Genomic DNA, 16,711 nt, shown 5'->3' with positions numbered 1-16,711 from the left:
TGGTTCACCCAGATCAAATGAGCGAGCCTGCTCGCGAAGGCGGCCTTACTCACCCAACGCAATATCCACCAACCGATGCAACTCCTCGACCCCCAGCGGCGCGCTAGCAAAGAGGATGCGAAACACCGTCGGCGCCACGATCACATTGATCAGCCGTTCGACGCCTGGATTGGGCTCATCGGGATAGCGATCCAGAATGATCTGCAACTGACGGCTGATGATCCCCACGCAATACCCCGCAGTGGCGCAGGCCTGGATGTCGCGCATCATGTTGCGACCGGGCTCGGAACTCATTTCGTCCAGGTACTGTTCGGCCCAGGCGAGCAGGTCGCCGCGCAGGCTGCCGGTGTTGGCGGGGTCGCTGTCGGGGCGCAAACGAGCGATGGCGACGTCGGCCAGCAGCGCCGGCAGATCACCCCAGCGCCGGTAGATGGTGGACGGCGTCACGCCAGCGCGCGCAGCGATTTGCGGCACGGTCAGGGTCGCGCGGTCCTGCTCTTGCAGCAGGTCGCGGACCGCCGAATGAATCGACTCTTGGACCCGGGCGCTTCTACCGCCTGGGCGTAAACCTTCTTTAATCGCCATGCGTCAGACCTTAACACAAAGAATTTGCTTTAAGCGCATGCGGGTAGCACACTCCGCAAAAGCAAAAAATTAGCTTTTGCGAATACTCCTGTGGAGCGTGCCCATGTCCCGTCCAGCTTCGACCCGCGCCAGCCTGATATTCCTGGCGCTTACCTTGCTCGGTTTTCTCGCCGCGTCCAGTGCGCCGACGCCGTTGTACCACCTCTACCAGGAACAATTGCAATTTTCCCCGGCCGTCCTGACGCTGATTTTCGGTGTGTACGCCTTCAGTCTGCTGGCGGCTTTGCTGACGGTGGGTTCGTTGTCGGATTACTTGGGCCGCAAACCGGTGATTTTCGTGGCGCTGTTGCTCAATATGCTGGCGATGCTGCTGTTCATCAGCGCCGACAACGTTGCCTGGTTGATCAGTGCCCGATTGATCCAGGGATTTGCCACCGGCATGGCCACCAGCGTGCTGGGGGCTGCCTTGCTGGATTTCGACCGTCGCCAAGGCCCATTGATCACCAGTGTCGCACCGCTGTTGGGCATGGCGTGCGGGGCGCTCGGTTGCGGCCTTCTGGCGGAATTCGCGCCGCGGCCTTTGCAACTGACGTACTGGATCCTGCTCGGGTTGTTCCTGCTCCAGGCTGTTTATATCTGGCGCCTGGCGGAGAGCGTCAGTCCGCAGCCTGGCGCCTGGCAGTCACTGCGTCCGACCTTGCATGTGCCAATCCAGGCGCGGCGCGCCTTGTGGTTGATCCTGCCGCTGAACCTGGCGGCCTGGGCGGTGGGCGGCTTTTATCTGTCCCTGGCACCTTCGCTGGTGCGGGCCGCGACGGGATCGACGTCCAACCTGATTGGCGGCGCGCTGGTGGCGGTGTTGACGCTTACCGGCGCGCTGTCCATTTATACGCTGCGCAACCAGGGGGCAGACAAGATGCTGCGTCTGGCCGCCAGCCTGCTGGTGATTGGCCTGGCGCTGGTGTTGCTCGCGGTGCACGGCGCCAGCTTGCCGTTGTTCTTTGTCGGCACATGGGTCACTGGCAGTGGTTTCGGCGCCGGGTTCCTGGGGGCACTGCGCAGCATCATGCCGCTGGCCTTGCCCCACGAGCGGGCCGGCTTGATGTCGGCGTTCTATGTCCTCAGTTACCTGGCCTTCAGTCTTCCATCGCTGTTGGCCGGGAACCTGACACGGGTATTCGGGTTGATTCCGACCACCGATGGCTATGGCGCGGTGCTGATCGTGTTGTCGGCGGGCGCCTTGCTGGGGCTGCTGCGTCAATCTGTAAAACCATTGGGCGACGGGGTTCGACCTTGAAAGTGTTGAATGCAAGCGCCGCCTTGGCGGTTTTGCGCTAGCCTGGACGCCTCTGCATTTATTTTGGTCGATTGCTTTTGAAAATTATCCGCAGCAAATCCTTCACCGGGGACCGCGCCTGGGCGGCGCTGGATATCGCCAACATGAATGGCATCACCACGCGCCTGCACTGGACCGATCAACCGTATAAATGGCACGTCAATGACGGCGAGGAAGTCTTTGTGGTGCTCGATGGGCAAGTGCGGATGTGCTATCGGGAAGAGGGTGTCGAAAAGGAGACCTTGCTGGAGGCCGGGGACATTTTCTACGCCTCGGTGGGCACTGAACATGTGGCCAGGCCGTTGGGCGAAGCGAGAATCCTGGTGATCGAGACCGAGGGCAGTGTCTGATAGTTATCTGTGAAACCGATAACAGATAGAGAAATTACCCGTTATATAGATATTCGATCCGGCTCTAGCATGGCTCCACCCTCATCCGAGGACAGGAGTTCGCCATGACATGCTGCGTTGCAAAAAACCGCTTGCGTCCATTGAGCCATTTGCCCAGGCCGCTGGAGGCTGTTCGCCAATTCACGCCTAACTGGTTTGCCGTGGTGATGGGCACCGGTGTGCTGGCGTTGGCTTTGGCGCAATGGCCCGGAAACGTACCGGGCCTGCGCTTACTCGGTGAAGGGTTGTGGTTGTTCAACATCCTCTTGTTCGTGGTGTTCGCCGGCTTGTACACGGCCCGTTGGCTGTTGTTCTTCGACGAGGCGCGGCGGATCTTCGGCCACTCCACGGTTTCGATGTTCTTCGGCACCATTCCCATGGGGCTGGCGACCATCATCAACGGCTTTTTGGTATTCGGGCTGCCGCGCTGGGGCAACGGTGTGGTGCCGTTGGCCGAAGCGTTATGGTGGATCGACGTGGCCATGTCTCTGGCCTGTGGTGTGCTGATCCCATTCTTGATGTTCACCCGCCAGGAACACCGCATCGACCAGATGACCGCCGTGTGGCTCTTGCCGGTGGTGGCCGCCGAAGTCGCGGCGGCCAGTGGCGGGCTGATGGCGCCGCATCTGGCCGACGCTCATGGGCAACTGGTCATGCTGGTGACCAGCTACGTGCTCTGGGCCTTTTCCCTGCCGGTGGCGTTCAGCATCCTGACGATTTTGCTGTTGCGCATGGCGCTGCACAAACTGCCTCACGAAAACATGGCCGCCTCGAGCTGGCTGGCCCTCGGCCCGATCGGCACTGGCGCCCTGGGCATGTTGCTGTTGGGCAACGATGCCCCACTGATTTTTGCCGCCAATGGCCTGTCCGGCGTGGGCGAAATCGCCGCCGGGTTGGGCCTGATAGCCGGTATCACGCTGTGGGGGCTGGGGTTGTGGTGGATGTTGATGGCGCTGCTGATCACCGCGCGCTACTTGCGCGCAGGCATTCCCTTCAACCTCGGCTGGTGGGGCTTTACCTTTCCCCTGGGCGTGTACGCGTTGACCACGTTGAAGCTTTCGGAGCTGCTGAGCCTGGGTTTTTTCAGCGTGTTCGGGGCTGTGCTGGTGGCGATGCTGGTGGTGATGTGGCTGATCGTCGGACGGCGTACGGTGCAGGGCGCCTGGCACGGTGAGTTGTTTGTGTCGCCCTGCATTGCAGGGCTGGCGAAATAATCGCTAAAGACAGGTAATGTGTGGCCTGGATCGAAAAACGTTCATTCCAATAAGCGTCCACGCCACTGTAGGAACATGGAAGATGAGTCACCCTTCGCAGTTCACCTTGCTTCGCACGCGGCGTTTCCTGCCGTTCTTCATCACGCAGTCCTTGGGCGCGTTCAACGACAACATTTTCAAGCAGTCGCTGATCCTCGCCATCCTCTACAAATTGACCATCGAGGGGGACCGCTCGATTTGGGTCAACCTCTGCGCGCTGCTGTTTATCCTGCCGTTCTTTCTGTTCTCGGCGCTGGCGGGGCAGTTCGGGGAAAAATTCGCCAAGGACGCGTTGATTCGTCTGATCAAGCTCGGCGAAATCGTCATCATGGCGGTGGGTGCAGTAGGGTTTCTGTTCGATCACTTATCGCTGATGCTGGTGGCGTTATTCGCCATGGGCACGCATTCGGCGTTGTTCGGCCCGGTGAAGTACTCGATCCTGCCCCAGGCCTTGCGTGAGGAAGAGTTGGTCGGCGGCAATGGCCTGGTGGAAATGGGCACCTTCCTGGCGATCCTGGCCGGCACCATAGGCGCCGGGATCATGATGTCCTCGGCGCATTACGCACCCGTGGTGTCCACCGCGATCATCGGCGTTGCCGTGCTCGGTTACTTGGCCAGCCGCGGCATTCCGCGCGCGGCCGCGGCCTCGCCACAGATGCGCCTGAACTGGAACATCTTCAGCCAATCCTGGGCCACCCTGAAACTGGGGTTGGGGCAAACCCCGGCAGTGTCCCGTTCGATTGTCGGCAACTCCTGGTTCTGGTTCGTCGGTGCGATCTACCTGACGCAGATCCCCGCCTATGCCAAGGAGTGGATGCACGGTGACGAAACCGTGGTGACCTTGATCCTGACGGTGTTCTCGGTGGGGATCGCCTTGGGTTCGATGCTCTGCGAAAAGCTTTCCGGGCGCAAAGTCGAGATCGGCCTGGTGCCGTTCGGCTCGTTCGGGCTGACGGTGTTCGGCCTGCTGTTGTGGTGGCATTCCGGTGGAATCCCCGACAGCGTCGATGGCCATGGTTGGCTTGAAGTACTCGGTTTCGGTCACGCCTGGCTGGTATTGATCGACATCCTTGGCCTAGGGGTCTTCGGTGGTTTCTACATCGTGCCGCTGTACGCCTTGATCCAGTCGCGCACCGTCGAAAACGAACGGGCGCGAGTGATCGCTGCCAACAACATTCTCAACGCCTTGTTCATGGTGGTTTCGGCGATTGTCTCCATCGTCTTGCTGAGCCTGGCCAAGTTGTCGATCCCGCAGTTGTTCCTGGTGGTGTCGTTGCTGAACATCGGCGTCAACGCCTACATCTTCAAGATCGTCCCCGAGTTCAGCATGCGTTTCATGATCTGGCTGCTGAGCCATTCCATGTACCGCGTGGAGCACCGCAACCTGGAGGCGATACCGGATGAAGGGGCTGCGCTGTTGGTGTGCAACCACGTCTCCTTCGTCGATGCCTTGCTGATTGGCGGCGCGGTACGTCGGCCGATTCGCTTCGTGATGTACTACAAGATCTACAACCTGCCAGTGCTGAATTTCATCTTCCGCACCGCCGGGACGATCCCGATTGCCGGGCGCCAGGAAGACATTCACATCTACGAAAAAGCCTTCAAGCGAATCGCCCAATACCTGAAGGACGGCGAGCTGGTCTGCATCTTCCCTGAAGGAAAACTGACGGGCGACGGTGAGATCAATGAGTTCAAGAGTGGACTGACACGCATCCTCCAAGAGACCCCGGTGCCGGTGATTCCCTTGGCGCTGCAGGGGTTGTGGGGCAGCTTCTTCAGTCGCGACCCGGCCAAAGGACTGTTTCGTCGGTTCTGGTCGCGGGTGACGCTGGTGGCGGGTTCGGCGGTTGCGGTGGAAGTGGCTGAGCCGGCGAAGTTGCAGGCGTTGGTGGGGGAGTTGCGTGGGACTGTCCGATAGGTTGAAACCTGTGGGAACGAGCTTGCTCGCGATAGCGGTCTGCCAGTGACAGCAATATCAGAAGGCAAATTGCAATCGCGAGCAAGCTCGCTCCCGCAGGTCAATTCAGGCGCTGATCTTGAGCCCTACCAGCCCGACGATGATCAAGGCGACACTGGCCAACCGAACCAGCGCCATCGACTCACCGAACAGAATGATCCCGGCGATCACCGTGCCCACGGCACCGACCCCGGTCCAGATCGCATAGGCCGTGCCCAGCGGCAGTTCCTTCATTGCAAGGCCGAGCAGGCCGAGGCTGATCGCCATGGCGGCGATTGTCAGTGCAGTGGGGAGAGGGCGGCTGAAACCGTCGGTGTATTTCAGGCCGACAGCCCAGCCGACTTCGAACAGGCCGGCAAAAAACAGAATGATCCAGGACATCACACACCTCATCGATGGATGGGGTCGTCCCCGGATAACGAACGCTCTAGCGTTGCGGGGTCGTCCCCGCATTGGGCGCAAGAGTGCCCAATGCTGACGAGTCGGTCAAGATTCTCCTTCAGTCCGCCGCTTGACGGGCCTGTAGTTCACGGTCCTGTTTTTCGCTCATGCGCCGGAAGTACGTCGAGAGCAGGGCCCCGGAAATGTTGTGCCAGACGCTGAACAGCGCGCTGGGTACCGCCGCCAGTGGCGAAAAGTGCGCGCTGGCCAACGCCGCGCCCAGGCCGGAGTTCTGCATGCCGACTTCCAACGACAAGGTCTTGCGCTGAGCCAACGGCAGGCTGAACAAACGCCCGGTGAAATACCCCAGCAGATAACCGAAGCTGTTGTGCAGTATCACAATGGCCATGATCAGCAGGCCGGATTCGGCGATCTTCGCCTGACTGGCCGCTACCACCGCCGCCACAATGATCACGATGCTTACCACCGATATCAGCGGCAGCACGTCTATGGCATGACGAACCCGGGCACCCAGCAGGCGTTGGGCAATGATGCCCAGCGCGATCGGTACCAGTACGATTTGCAGGATCGACCAGAACAGCGCCGAGAACGACACCGGCAGCCAGGCCGAGGCCAGCAGCCAGATCAGCGCTGGGGTCAGCAGAGGGGCAAGCAGGGTGGTGATGGCGGAAATCGCCACGGCCAGGGCCAGGTCACCGCGCGCCAGCCAGGTCATGACATTGGACGACGTGCCGCTCGGGCAGCAACCCACCAGGATCACACCGACGGCGATCTCCGGCGGCAGGTTGAAAACTTGGCAGAGCAGCCATGCCGTGCCGGGCATGATCACGAATTGGGCAACCACCCCCAAGGCTACGCGGCCAGGATGGCGGGCCACTTCGGCGAAGTCTTCCAGCTTGAGCGCCAACCCCATGCCGAACATCACCAGGCCCAGCAGCGGCACGATGGCGATTTTCAGGCCGACAAACCACTGCGGTTGCAGGAATGCCAGTACCGCGAAAAACAGCACCCAGTAAGCGAAGGTATTGCCGACAAAGCGACTCAATGCAGCCAATGCGCGCATGACCTGATCCTTATTATTAAAAACACCACAAAACCCGATGTGGGAGCGGGCTTGCTCGCGAAAGCGGAGTGTCAGTCAACATCATCGTTGAATGTCAGTCAGTCTTCGCGAGCAAGCCCGCTCCCACACTAGAGATCAACAGCCTTTAGATCCCCTGCGGAATCTCTTCCCCACCCAAGGCTTCAACCAGCGCCGGCAGGAACTCGCCGAACGTCAACATCATCAGCGTGAAACTGGCGTCCAGTTGGCCAAGGGCTTCGTCGCCTCCGTCCTGTTCCGCCTGGTCCTGCAGCAGGTCTTCGAACTTCAGGCGCTTGACCACCATCTTGTCGTCGAGCACGAAGGACAGCTTGTCCTGCCACGCCAGGGACAGTTGCGTGACGACCTTGCCGGTGTTCAGGTGCAGCTGGATTTCGTCGCTGGTCAGGTCCTGGCGCTTGCAGCGCACGATGCCGCCGTCTTCGTGGGTGTCGCGCAGTTCGCATTCATCGAGCACGAAGAAATCGTCCGCGGCTTTCTGGGTCTTGACCCAGTCGGTCATGGTGGCGGTCGGGGCCATTTTTACCGTCAGTGGACGTACCGGCAGCGAGCCGATCACTTCGCGCAGGGTAGACAGCAGGTCTTCGGCGCGTTTCGGGCTGGCGGAGTTCACCAGGATCAGGCCCTGTTTCGGCGCGATGGCGGCGAAGGTGGACGAGCGACGGATGAACGCGCGCGGCAGGAACGCCTGGATGATTTCATCCTTGAGCTGGTCCCGTTCCTTTTTATAGACCTTGCGCATTTGCTCGGCTTCGATCTCTTCGACCTTTTCCTTCAAGGCATCGCGTACGACGCTGCCCGGCAGGATGCGTTCTTCCTTGCGCGCGGCGATCAGCAGGAAATCCTGGCTGACATGCACCAATGGCGCGTCTTCGCCTTTGCCAAACGGCGCGACGAAACCGTAAGTGGTCAACTCCTGGCTTGCACATGGACGCGCCAGTTTGGTGGCCAGTGCAGTTTCCAACGCCTCGGCATCAAAAGGCAGATCTTGGGTCAGGCGATAGATAAGCAGGTTTTTGAACCACATGGGGTGAGTCTCTCCTTTATACAAAGGGGGGCATTATTCTCTTCGCGGCGCCATAGGCCAACCCTTCGCTAAGCCTTTGGAAGGCCTGAAAAAATTAATTTAAAAAGTGCTTGCCAGCTTAAAGAGTGCTCCGTAGAATGCGCGCCACACCGAAAGCGAAGGGTGATTAGCTCAGCTGGGAGAGCGTCTGCCTTACAAGCAGAATGTCGGCGGTTCGATCCCGTCATCACCCACCATTCGTTCAACGTGTTACGCGCAGCGGTAGTTCAGTCGGTTAGAATACCGGCCTGTCACGCCGGGGGTCGCGGGTTCGAGTCCCGTCCGCTGCGCCATATTCGGTTACCTGGAACACTGAACGCCAGGTCACCACGGAAAGCCCGCTCACGCGGGCTTTTTGCTGTTTGCAGTTCCTGTGGTGTGCGTTGCTCATGTTTTTTTGCTGAATTTGCTAATTAAATCAGCACGTTAAGAAAAACTGTGAGAGAATGCGCCCCGCATCGAAAGTGAAGGGTGATTAGCTCAGCTGGGAGAGCGTCTGCCTTACAAGCAGAATGTCGGCGGTTCGATCCCGTCATCACCCACCAAACTTTCAGTGTTACGCGCAGCGGTAGTTCAGTCGGTTAGAATACCGGCCTGTCACGCCGGGGGTCGCGGGTTCGAGTCCCGTCCGCTGCGCCATATTCGGTTATCTGGAATGCTGAACGCCAGGTACCAACAAAAAGCCCGCTCATTGAGCGGGCTTTTTGCTGTCTGGCATTTGCCTGCCTCTATTGCTCGGCGTTACGGCTGTGACGGTAATCGCTGACCGCCTCATACACCGCTTTACGCAAGCGATTGATCCCACCAATAGGCCGATGCGCCTCAATGCCGAACCAAGGATTGAACGACTGATTATCACAAGCCAGGTTCAGCTTGGGCGTATCAAAATCCTGAGCCGGAACCTTGATCCGTGCCACGGTCTCGAACGGCGCATCACTTTCCTGCCATTCAATACTGGTGTCTTCGATCGGCATGTACTTGCTCGGATCCTGGCGCTGGATCTGCAAGACAAAACACGCCGGCACCCGGTCTGTGGATAACTGCTGGTTCAATGCGCTACGCAAGAAGTTCGGCAGGTCCTGGTTCTGGGCCGGCAAGGTGTAGCTTGGGCAACTGTCCGGATCCGGTGCGACGCGAAACTTGGCGTTGGCCTCACCGAACTTATAGGGCGATACCGAGAAATAAGTGGTCTGGGTCGGACTGGCCGGTGGCGGTGAGAGGGTCGCCAGGGCGATGAATAAATGCCGAATCTGCCAACTGCGCGGGTCGAGGCTCGGAAAAAAGGCCATCGCCTTTTTCCCGTCAGCCTGAGCCGCCACATTCTGACGATATTCGGCGACATCACTGACAAAGAAGTTCGGATGGTTGAACATCACGAAATCCTGCTCACCTTGTGATTGCCGATCAGCGAGCAGTTGCTTGCCCGGTACGTTCGTCAGCTTGATCGCCATCCCCCGTGCATCGCGCAGGCTGTCGAACTGCGGATAGGCATTGCCGTTGGACAGGCGAATCGTCGCCTGCCAGACCTTCCCCGGCTCGGCGAATACCCCTTGGCGCAACGGTGCCGGCAGGTCGCTCGGCACCTGGACTTCGGCCATGACACAGCCGTGGGCCTTGGCGTGGGCATCGCGCAGATAACGCGTGCTTTCGCGGTGCTGATCGACGATGCGAATAGCGGTCTGGATGATGTCCTGGGTCATGGCCGCTTCGCCGGGCGCCACCTGTTCCTTGTCCGGGACCGGCCCCTTGTGTTGCCAGGCAAACCAGGCTGTGGACAGTGCCCAGCCGAGCAGCCCGATGCCCAGCAGCCACAGGAGCGTCTTGCCCAAAAAGGCACCGAGGCGCAGCCAGAGCGTGATCAACATTGAAACTTCCTTTTACCTGTGGGGTTCATCATTACAGTTGCGACTCCAATGGCCCGCCCAGCACCTTTAAATACTCCAGCAAGGCCCAGCGTTCCTGTGGTTGCAGCAAGCGGCCAATGACGCCATTGCCTCGCTCGCCCGCGCGGAATTCATGGCCGCTGTTGTGGTTGCCGGTAATGCGGGTATCGAAGAGAAAACCGTTGGTAAAGGCTTCGGTGCGATAGCCCAGGTGGCGCGGGTCGTATTCGAAGTTGCCTTTATAGAACGTGGTCGCGCGCTCATCCTGGGGGGACAGCAGTTGATAGATCGTCGGCACCGAGCCGTTGTGCAGGAACGGTGGCGTGGCCCAGACACCCGCCAGTGGCCGGGCTTTGTAGGCGCGCATTTCACGTACGCCGATGGGCAAGCCGAAACCGTCCAGCGCCGGGCGCTCGGCGGGGGTGACGCCGGCGTCGCGGTAAGCGCGGTTTTCGACGAATGCCGTAACGTAGGCCAGGCCTTTGGCGACCGAGAGTTGACTCAGGTCCAGCGGTTCTGTTGGGCTCGGGTGCAGTTGCACTTCCAGCTTCGCCAGCTCGGCCGGATCCCACTGCAGGCTGGTCAGGTCGAAGCGGTGATCGGCGATGTTATTGGCAGTGCCCGGGTCGGTGCCGATCACCTGCACGGGCAGCATGTGCAATTGCTGGACCGGCCTGTCGGGCCCTTGGACCACCTTGGGTACATGGCAGCCGGCGCAGTTTTCGGTAAACAGTGCCCGGCCCTTGGCGGCCAGCGGTTTGTCGATTGGGCCCAGTAGCGCTTGCGGCCATACAGGCGGTTTGAGCAGTTGCAGGGTCTCTTCGATCTTGTTCAAGTCGCGCACACGCACGCTGGAGGGGTATCGCGCATCGCCCTGCAGCGGTTTGCCTTGGGCGTCGAAGAAATTCAGCGTGGCGCCGACCCCCAACGCCTCACCGACGTTGCGGGCCATCGGTTGCTGGGCCGATCCGTTCCACTGCACCCAGTCGAATGTCCATATGTCCCACAACTGCGGGTAATCCACGGGGGCGTTGGCCACCCGGTAGTTTTGCGGCGAAATGGCGTCGCCGAAGCTGGCATTGGCGATACGACCGAAGGCGTCGGTACGGCCAGGCCCTTCTTCGGTGGGGTAGAGGCCACGATGGGTGTCGTTCCAGGCCACCCGCAGGAACGTGTCCAGGGAGGCCTTGAAGGCCTTGCGCAATTCCTCGTGGCGGGCTTCGTAGTCCTTGCCCAGCACTTTGCGGGCGAAGCGCTCGAATTTCCAAGGGTTGTAGTAGGTAGACGCCAGACTGGCGACCAATGCTTGTCCGAAACTGCCACCGCGTAATGTAGGAACACTGGAGGGCAGCACGTGCTGAGCCGTGCCGCCGTCGATCCGTATTGCCTGGCCCTTGAAGCGCAATTCGCCGGTATGGCACGCCGCGCAAGTGATATCCAGGAACTGCTCGGTGCTGCCCGGGTTCTGGTGCCGCGCAAACCCTACCGGCAAGTTGCCAGGATTGGCCGACGAGGCTTTCTGCGCCGGATCGACCAGGAACCCAAAGCGCGCCAGGTACTCGGGCGATGCGAAGCGTTGTTGCGAAAACGGTAATTCGAGGGCGGTGAACCAGTCGTAGCGCAGGCCTTTGACCTGGGTGCCCTGGGGCGTGAAGTAATACGTCTGGCGCTCGGCGGCACTCCATTGGTCCAGGTAATTCACCTGTTCGACGGGCGTGTAGAACGGCAAGCGAGGATTGGCGACGTAATAAAGCACCACGGCCACGACAATGATCAGCAGCGCGAGGAGCAGCAAGAGGATGCGAGAGAGAAGGCGCACGGTAACGTCCTTGTTTTTTTGATAAGCCCTTATGCCTCAGTGCTGCGCGGCGGGCAAGTGGCCATTACCTCTGGCCTGTAGGGGAGCGGCAATTTGTCCCTGTACGTAACAGATGACAGATGCTTCATTCGTCCAGGCTTAAAAAGCGTTTGCGGACCTGAACTTATCATGACTTTGTGGCTCACATGCCGGTAGCCATTGGTCGTGGCCGCCTGATAAGCTCGCGGCTTTATTCGATTGCCCTTTAGGCGCATGAACAAGGAAATAGCATGAAACAGCATCGGTTGGCGGCGGCGGTGGCCCTGGTTGGCCTGGTACTCGCGGGTTGCGACTCGCAGACCAGCGTAGAGCTGAAGACCCCGGCGCAGAAAGCTTCCTACGGTATTGGCCTGAACATGGGCAAGAGCCTGGCTCAGGAAGGCATGGATGACCTGGACTCCAAAGCGGTCGCCCAGGGCATCGAAGATGCCGTCGGCAAGAAAGAACAGAAGCTGAAAGACGAAGAACTGGTCGAAGCCTTTGCCGCGCTGCAAAAACGTGCCGAAGAGCGCATGGCCAAGATGAGCGAAGAGTCGGCAGCCGCCGGCAAGAAATTCCTCGAAGAAAACGGCAAGAAAGCCGGTGTTACCACCACCGCTTCCGGCCTGCAGTACGAAGTGGTCAAGAAAGCCGACGGTCCACAGCCCAAGCCGACCGACGTAGTGACTGTTCACTACACCGGCAAGCTGACCAACGGCACTGTGTTCGACAGCTCCGTTGAACGTGGCAGCCCGATCGACCTGCCAGTCAGCGGCGTGATCCCGGGTTGGGTCGAAGGCCTGCAACTGATGCACGTCGGCGAGAAGTACAAGCTGTACATCCCGAGCGACCTGGCCTATGGCGCCCAGAGCCCGAGCCCGGCAATCCCGGCCAACTCGGTCCTGGTGTTCGACCTGGAACTGCTGGCGATCAAGGATCCGGCAAAAGAAGACGCAGCCAAGTAATCGCGTCTGCTATAACGCCAACGCCTCGCTCATGCGGGGCGTTGTCGCATCTGGGCTGCGGCAAAATGGCAAAAAAACCGAACGCACGATGCAGGGTATAGTCATAGGCATTACAGGCGCTGTGCTAGACGCAGTCAGCCGGTCAAGTCAATGAAATATTGGGTTTTTTTATGTGAGTAAAAAACGCCCGATCTAAGCCGGGCCCTTATGAAACGGGGGCTTCAGCGGTGAAATGCAGCTCTGTTCACAAGGTTATCCACAATTTGTGTGGATAACATTTCAGTCGGAGAAAAAATGAAGGCCCCGTGGAATTTTGCGCGATTTCTGCCCTTGGCAGGCCGCCTGCTGGCCCGCGGTCGATTGCCTACGTTGCTGTTCGCCGTCGCCAGCAAAGGTGCCCGGGAGGGCGGACGACTGGGCAAACTCAAGGAGGACCTGCATCTGTTGCAGGCCTTGTGCCTGGCCTACTGGCGGGGCGAATACCGCGCTGTCAGCGCCAAGTCGATGCTGTCGGTGGTGGCAGGGCTCATGTATTTCCTCAGCCCCTTGGATGCGATTCCAGATATCTTGCCGATGTTTGGCATGTTCGACGATATCGCCGTGCTGGCCTGGGTCATGAAAACCCTCGACGCTGAACTCGAGGCTTTCCGCGCCTGGCGTTATCGGCAGTCGCCCGAAAAGCTTGCCCAGGTCGAAAGGCTTCCCGATACCCCGGAACAACTTCAACTCCAAGGTCAGAAAAAAACCTGATTCGGTAGCACTTGCCCCAGAGAATTCATCGCCCCGCGACCTTAGCCGGTATTAGGATTACACTTCTAAGAAAAAAGGCTGTCTCGCTAAGTGTTGTTGTCCTACGGGGTAGACATGGATATTCAAATAATCACACGTGACGGAGAGCCCGAATACGCGGTTTTGCCGTGGGATCAGTACCAGTCGTTGTTGAAGGCAGCAGGCATCGATCAAGCTCCGCCGCGCGAAGCGACAGTCCGTCACGCGGCGGCACCGGGCCAGGTTCTCCCTGGCCTGGATCAATTACGCAGTTTACGCGAAGGGAAGGGCATCGCCATCGAGGCGCTGGCCCGCACGGTAGGTATCAGCCCGTCTTATCTGGCCTTGATCGAGAGCGGCGAGCGTCAGCCCGATGCCGCGATTCGGCGCAGTCTGGCCTGGGAGTTGACGGTGCCGGGTTGGAGGGAAGAATCGTGAGCGTACGCATCAGTCGGCAGCATTGGGATGGGTTGTTGGGTGAGTTGGACCAGGCGCGCCGCCAGCGGCATTTATTGACCTACCGCGCGTTGCTGGAGCGTCTGCAGCTGCCCAGCCCGGCCATGCAGACCTTGACTGCGGCCCTTGAACACCTGGCGGCGCTGGACGCCCGGGCGGAACAGCCGCTGCGCAGTTCATTGGTGATCAGCCAGGGTGCCAGTCGGTTGCCGCGCACGGGGTTTTTCGAATGTGTAGAACGCCTGGGGCGCTTTTCCGGGCCTTCCGATGGCGTGGCCGCTGCTTCCTGGCACGCTTCGGAAGTGGTCCGGGTATTTGAATACGAGTACCCCGAGTCGGCGGAGGCCTGAGTGCTCTGGCGATTCAAGGCGCGGGCCGGTTACTGGCTGGCGCGTCGGTTGTTTCACTGGTCCTGGTTCGTCCGTCAGCCGCGTGGCTGGGCCTGGCTCGAGGGGCAGTTCTCTCGCATGGCGAACTTGGGCGACGTCGGTGCGCAAAGCTTCTATGGGCATATCCTCACGTTTCGCGGCCAAGGGCTGGGCGCCCGGGAAGAAGGGATTCGCCTGTTGCGGCTGGCGGCATTGGCCGGTGATGGCAAGGCCGCCTACCAGGTTGGCGTGATCAGCCTGGCCGGCACAGCCAGCAAGGCGCCGGACCCGGTTGAAGCGGCGCGTTGGTGGACCTTGGCGGCGAAAGCCGGGCATCCGCTGGCCGAAATCAAGCTCAAATCACTTGAAGCTCGCGATCTCTAGGGTTATCCACTGGCGATTCGTTGTGCAGGTCAGACGAATTTAGCGAATCGCCCTACGGGCTCTGTCTCCTCCCCCTGACTTAATTCCCCAGTCATCCCCGGCAAAGTCTCGCGCTCCCTGAGTGCTGCGAGACGTCTGCCCATGTTCGATCGTTTTTTCCTGCCGGCCTTTGAGCGAGCCCTGTCCTGATGGATCAGGTGAGCCGAATCGAGCAGGAACTCGACAGCTTCAAAGACACCCTTTCGGTCTATCGCGAGCAACTCGAGCGCTGGTACAGCCGAGCGGCGGATCGAGCCAGTCACATGGCTGACTTGCCCTCGCTTATGGGCATGGAGCGGTTGATCCGCTTTGGCGACAGCACCACCGCTGTCAGCACCGGCGATGATGACTTCCTCTCCACGGTCGTCCAGTGTCCCAAGGGCGGGCCGATGACGATCGAAAGCAAGTTCGAATCGGTATACGACATCCCACTGGGCGACATTGTGGTGGACGTGGTGGATGTGGCCAGCGGCGAGGTCACGCCGGTCACCCTGGATGCCCACGGCCTGGGAACCTTCATGGGGGAGGCGGGCAAATCCTATCGTGTTCACGTTCAGGGAGAGGTGTCCGCCAAGCAAATCGCGAATCTGTTTTCTTCCTACGATGGCTTGACCACCAATCTGACGGACTGGTTGCGCGGTGAGTGGCAGGGCTTCAAGCCGCGATGGGCACAACAATCGTTGTCGACTTCGGCGGCGGCGGTGGGCAACGGGTTGCTCGCCGGCAGTTGGGCGGCGATTGAAAGTGTGTGGGACAGCATCAGTTTGCTCTCGGACATCCTCAAGGATCCCGGTCAGTTTGTTGAGCGGTTGGGCGAAAGCGCCAGGCAGTTGGAGGACCTGGCGAAAAAAACACCGCGGGTGATGGCCAAGCTGCAACTGTTGGCCAGCGACGAAGCGGCGCTGTGCCTGTTGGTGCGCACCGCCAGCCTCTGGTTGGATATGTTGCCGCCCAGTGAGGTTGCCGGCGAAACGGCCGAAGCCTTGTCGAGGGCGACGGTCCAGTTGTTGATCGACCTGTTGATTGGTGTTGTCCTGACCTTCACCGGGGCGGGTGCCGGTATCGCTTATCTGTCGATGCGCCTGGGGAATGTGGGCGCGCGCCTGCTGGGCGCCTTGCAGCGTTTCATCGGTGCGATCTTTGCAGTGGTCAACGGTTTCATGACCTACGTGGACCGCTACAAAACCGTGGCGGCACGCGGTATCGCGGCCGGCGTGAAAAAGGGCCGGATGCAACTGCGCTGGGATGCACAGCGCAACACCACGCTGAAAAAACACGAACCCCACGACGACGCCCCCGCCCAGTCGAAAAACCCCAACGGCGACAGCGCCGACACCGCGGCCCAGACCCAGACCAGCGGCTGCCCAGTGTCGATGGTCACCGGCGAAGAACTGCTGACCCTCGACGATGGCACCCTCGATGGCCGCTTGCCGTTTGTTTTCACCCGTTTGTACCGCACCAGCGCGGTGGACCTGGACGTCGGCCTCGGGCGCGGCTGGAGCCATGCCCTGGCCCATCGCTTGGAGCTTGAGAGCGAGCAGGTCACCTGGGTCGACCAGGAAAACCGCCGTACGACGTTTCCCCTGCCCAACGCCCAGCGTCCGGCCATCCACAACAGCCTGGCCCGCGCGGCGATCTACCTGGGGGCCGAGCCGGACGAACTGATCGTCGCCCAGCCCGGCGAAAACGCCCCGTTTCTGCACTTTCGCGACGGTCACCTGACCGCCCTCAGCGACCGCTACGACAACCGCCTGACGCTGCAGCGCAACATCCATGGCGACATCAGCCGCCTGGACAACGGCGCCGGGCGCGCCCTGCGCCTGCGTTACGAGCAGCGCCACCTGATCGCCGTCGACTACCAGAGCTTCCATCCCGCCATCACCCTCGACGAAGCCTGGCGGACCGAACAGACGCTGATGTC

General features: G+C 60.3%; 16 protein-coding genes and 4 tRNA genes. 14 read left to right on the top strand and 6 right to left on the bottom strand.

From position 1 onward, the window contains the following. Positions 1 to 45: 45 nt before the first annotated feature. The gene (locus BLO97_RS08315) at positions 46 to 585 is read right to left on the bottom strand and encodes a TetR/AcrR family transcriptional regulator (RefSeq protein WP_092223606.1); all 540 of its coding nucleotides are present in this window, start codon (positions 583 to 585) and stop codon (positions 46 to 48) included. A gap of 103 nt (positions 586 to 688) precedes the next feature. Here BLO97_RS08315 and BLO97_RS08310 point away from each other — a divergent pair, with 103 nt between their 5' ends. The 4 genes from BLO97_RS08310 (at position 689) to BLO97_RS08295 (ending at position 5,481) form a co-directional block, all read left to right on the top strand. Then, positions 689 to 1,882 (top strand): MFS transporter, encoded by a 1,194-nt coding sequence (locus BLO97_RS08310; RefSeq protein WP_092345542.1) that lies wholly within the window; start codon positions 689 to 691, stop codon positions 1,880 to 1,882. Between the two features lie 77 nt (positions 1,883 to 1,959). Further along, a complete protein-coding gene (locus tag BLO97_RS08305; RefSeq protein ID WP_018604299.1) occupies positions 1,960 to 2,271 on the top strand; it encodes a cupin domain-containing protein in 312 nt (103 codons plus the stop codon). 104 nt (positions 2,272 to 2,375) lie between these two features. Next, positions 2,376 to 3,524, top strand: a complete 1,149-nt coding sequence (locus BLO97_RS08300) for a TDT family transporter (RefSeq protein ID WP_092345540.1) — start codon at positions 2,376 to 2,378, stop codon at positions 3,522 to 3,524. 82 nt (positions 3,525 to 3,606) lie between these two features. Next, positions 3,607 to 5,481: an MFS transporter gene (locus tag BLO97_RS08295; RefSeq protein ID WP_092145330.1), complete on the top strand. Its 1,875-nt coding sequence runs from the start codon at positions 3,607 to 3,609 to the stop codon at positions 5,479 to 5,481. A 105-nt stretch (positions 5,482 to 5,586) separates the two neighbouring features. On the opposite strand, the gene sugE is transcribed toward BLO97_RS08295, so the two are convergent. From sugE to rdgC, 3 genes are all read right to left on the bottom strand, one after another. After that, positions 5,587 to 5,901: a quaternary ammonium compound efflux SMR transporter SugE gene (gene sugE / locus BLO97_RS08290; RefSeq protein ID WP_092223612.1), complete on the bottom strand. Its 315-nt coding sequence runs from the start codon at positions 5,899 to 5,901 to the stop codon at positions 5,587 to 5,589. Between the two features lie 118 nt (positions 5,902 to 6,019). Next, positions 6,020 to 6,985, bottom strand: coding sequence for a bile acid:sodium symporter family protein (locus tag BLO97_RS08285; protein WP_092145332.1), 966 nt, complete (start codon positions 6,983 to 6,985; stop codon positions 6,020 to 6,022). A 145-nt stretch (positions 6,986 to 7,130) separates the two neighbouring features. After that, positions 7,131 to 8,051: a recombination-associated protein RdgC gene (gene rdgC, locus BLO97_RS08280; protein ID WP_063324783.1), complete on the bottom strand. Its 921-nt coding sequence runs from the start codon at positions 8,049 to 8,051 to the stop codon at positions 7,131 to 7,133. 160 nt (positions 8,052 to 8,211) lie between these two features. Between rdgC and BLO97_RS08275 the strand changes: the two genes are divergently transcribed. The 4 genes from BLO97_RS08275 to BLO97_RS08260 all read left to right on the top strand — a co-directional run bounded on the left by BLO97_RS08275 (position 8,212) and on the right by BLO97_RS08260 (position 8,729). Then, positions 8,212 to 8,287: transfer RNA gene (locus BLO97_RS08275), tRNA-Val, on the top strand. 19 nt (positions 8,288 to 8,306) lie between these two features. Beyond that, positions 8,307 to 8,383 (top strand) — tRNA-Asp (locus tag BLO97_RS08270). Between the two features lie 176 nt (positions 8,384 to 8,559). Then, positions 8,560 to 8,635: transfer RNA gene (locus BLO97_RS08265), tRNA-Val, on the top strand. Positions 8,636 to 8,652: 17 nt separating this feature from the next. After that, positions 8,653 to 8,729 (top strand) — tRNA-Asp (locus BLO97_RS08260). A gap of 89 nt (positions 8,730 to 8,818) precedes the next feature. Here the strand turns inward: BLO97_RS08260 and BLO97_RS08255 are convergent. Together BLO97_RS08255 and BLO97_RS08250 are read right to left on the bottom strand one after the other, a co-directional pair. Beyond that, entirely contained in the window at positions 8,819 to 9,955 is a 1,137-nt protein-coding gene (locus tag BLO97_RS08255; RefSeq protein WP_063324784.1) for a catalase family protein, read from the bottom strand. Positions 9,956 to 9,986: 31 nt separating this feature from the next. Beyond that, on the bottom strand, positions 9,987 to 11,792 hold the full coding sequence (locus BLO97_RS08250) for a di-heme-cytochrome C peroxidase (RefSeq protein WP_092345538.1): 1,806 nt from the start codon (positions 11,790 to 11,792) through the stop codon (positions 9,987 to 9,989). A gap of 269 nt (positions 11,793 to 12,061) precedes the next feature. Between BLO97_RS08250 and BLO97_RS08245 the strand changes: the two genes are divergently transcribed. From BLO97_RS08245 to BLO97_RS08220, 6 genes are all read left to right on the top strand, one after another. Beyond that, positions 12,062 to 12,775 carry a BamJ family beta-barrel-assembly machinery protein gene (locus tag BLO97_RS08245; RefSeq protein WP_003204577.1) on the top strand — a complete coding sequence of 238 codons (714 nt, stop codon included), beginning with the start codon at positions 12,062 to 12,064 and terminating at the stop codon, positions 12,773 to 12,775. A gap of 294 nt (positions 12,776 to 13,069) precedes the next feature. Beyond that, positions 13,070 to 13,525: a YkvA family protein gene (locus tag BLO97_RS08240; RefSeq protein ID WP_092345536.1), complete on the top strand. Its 456-nt coding sequence runs from the start codon at positions 13,070 to 13,072 to the stop codon at positions 13,523 to 13,525. A gap of 114 nt (positions 13,526 to 13,639) precedes the next feature. Then, positions 13,640 to 13,981 carry a helix-turn-helix domain-containing protein gene (locus BLO97_RS08235; RefSeq protein WP_003204574.1) on the top strand — a complete coding sequence of 114 codons (342 nt, stop codon included), beginning with the start codon at positions 13,640 to 13,642 and terminating at the stop codon, positions 13,979 to 13,981. Continuing rightward, positions 13,978 to 14,349, top strand: a complete 372-nt coding sequence (locus BLO97_RS08230; protein WP_003179080.1) for a hypothetical protein — start codon at positions 13,978 to 13,980, stop codon at positions 14,347 to 14,349. Before BLO97_RS08235 ends, BLO97_RS08230 begins: the two co-directional genes overlap by 4 nt. Beyond that, on the top strand, positions 14,350 to 14,751 hold the full coding sequence (locus BLO97_RS08225; RefSeq protein ID WP_092345534.1) for an SEL1-like repeat protein: 402 nt from the start codon (positions 14,350 to 14,352) through the stop codon (positions 14,749 to 14,751). It abuts the gene before it with no gap. Between the two features lie 188 nt (positions 14,752 to 14,939). Next, positions 14,940 to 16,711, top strand: a 1,772-nt coding sequence (locus BLO97_RS08220; protein WP_256571727.1) for a DUF6531 domain-containing protein, incomplete at its 3' end; no start/stop codon positions are given.

Source organism: Pseudomonas sp. NFACC05-1 (assembly GCF_900100135.1).
Classification (GTDB): Bacteria; Pseudomonadota; Gammaproteobacteria; order Pseudomonadales; family Pseudomonadaceae; genus Aquipseudomonas; species Aquipseudomonas fluorescens_Q.
This window is presented reverse-complemented; position numbering and strand designations above follow the sequence as displayed.

What these genes read in the sequence shown, in the direction of transcription:
- sugE (WP_092223612.1), bottom strand. Translation starts at nt 5,901, where the DNA reads ATGTCCTGGATCATTCTGTTTTTTGCCGGCCTGTTCGAAGTCGGCTGG.
- BLO97_RS08310 (WP_092345542.1), top strand. Translation starts at nt 689, where the DNA reads ATGTCCCGTCCAGCTTCGACCCGCGCCAGCCTGATATTCCTGGCGCTT.
- BLO97_RS08315 (WP_092223606.1), bottom strand. Translation starts at nt 585, where the DNA reads ATGGCGATTAAAGAAGGTTTACGCCCAGGCGGTAGAAGCGCCCGGGTC.
- BLO97_RS08300 (WP_092345540.1), top strand. Translation starts at nt 2,376, where the DNA reads ATGACATGCTGCGTTGCAAAAAACCGCTTGCGTCCATTGAGCCATTTG.
- BLO97_RS08295 (WP_092145330.1), top strand. Translation starts at nt 3,607, where the DNA reads ATGAGTCACCCTTCGCAGTTCACCTTGCTTCGCACGCGGCGTTTCCTG.
- BLO97_RS08255 (WP_063324784.1), bottom strand. Translation starts at nt 9,955, where the DNA reads ATGTTGATCACGCTCTGGCTGCGCCTCGGTGCCTTTTTGGGCAAGACG.
- BLO97_RS08235 (WP_003204574.1), top strand. Translation starts at nt 13,640, where the DNA reads ATGGATATTCAAATAATCACACGTGACGGAGAGCCCGAATACGCGGTT.
- rdgC (WP_063324783.1), bottom strand. Translation starts at nt 8,051, where the DNA reads ATGTGGTTCAAAAACCTGCTTATCTATCGCCTGACCCAAGATCTGCCT.
- BLO97_RS08285 (WP_092145332.1), bottom strand. Translation starts at nt 6,985, where the DNA reads ATGCGCGCATTGGCTGCATTGAGTCGCTTTGTCGGCAATACCTTCGCT.
- BLO97_RS08245 (WP_003204577.1), top strand. Translation starts at nt 12,062, where the DNA reads ATGAAACAGCATCGGTTGGCGGCGGCGGTGGCCCTGGTTGGCCTGGTA.
- BLO97_RS08240 (WP_092345536.1), top strand. Translation starts at nt 13,070, where the DNA reads ATGAAGGCCCCGTGGAATTTTGCGCGATTTCTGCCCTTGGCAGGCCGC.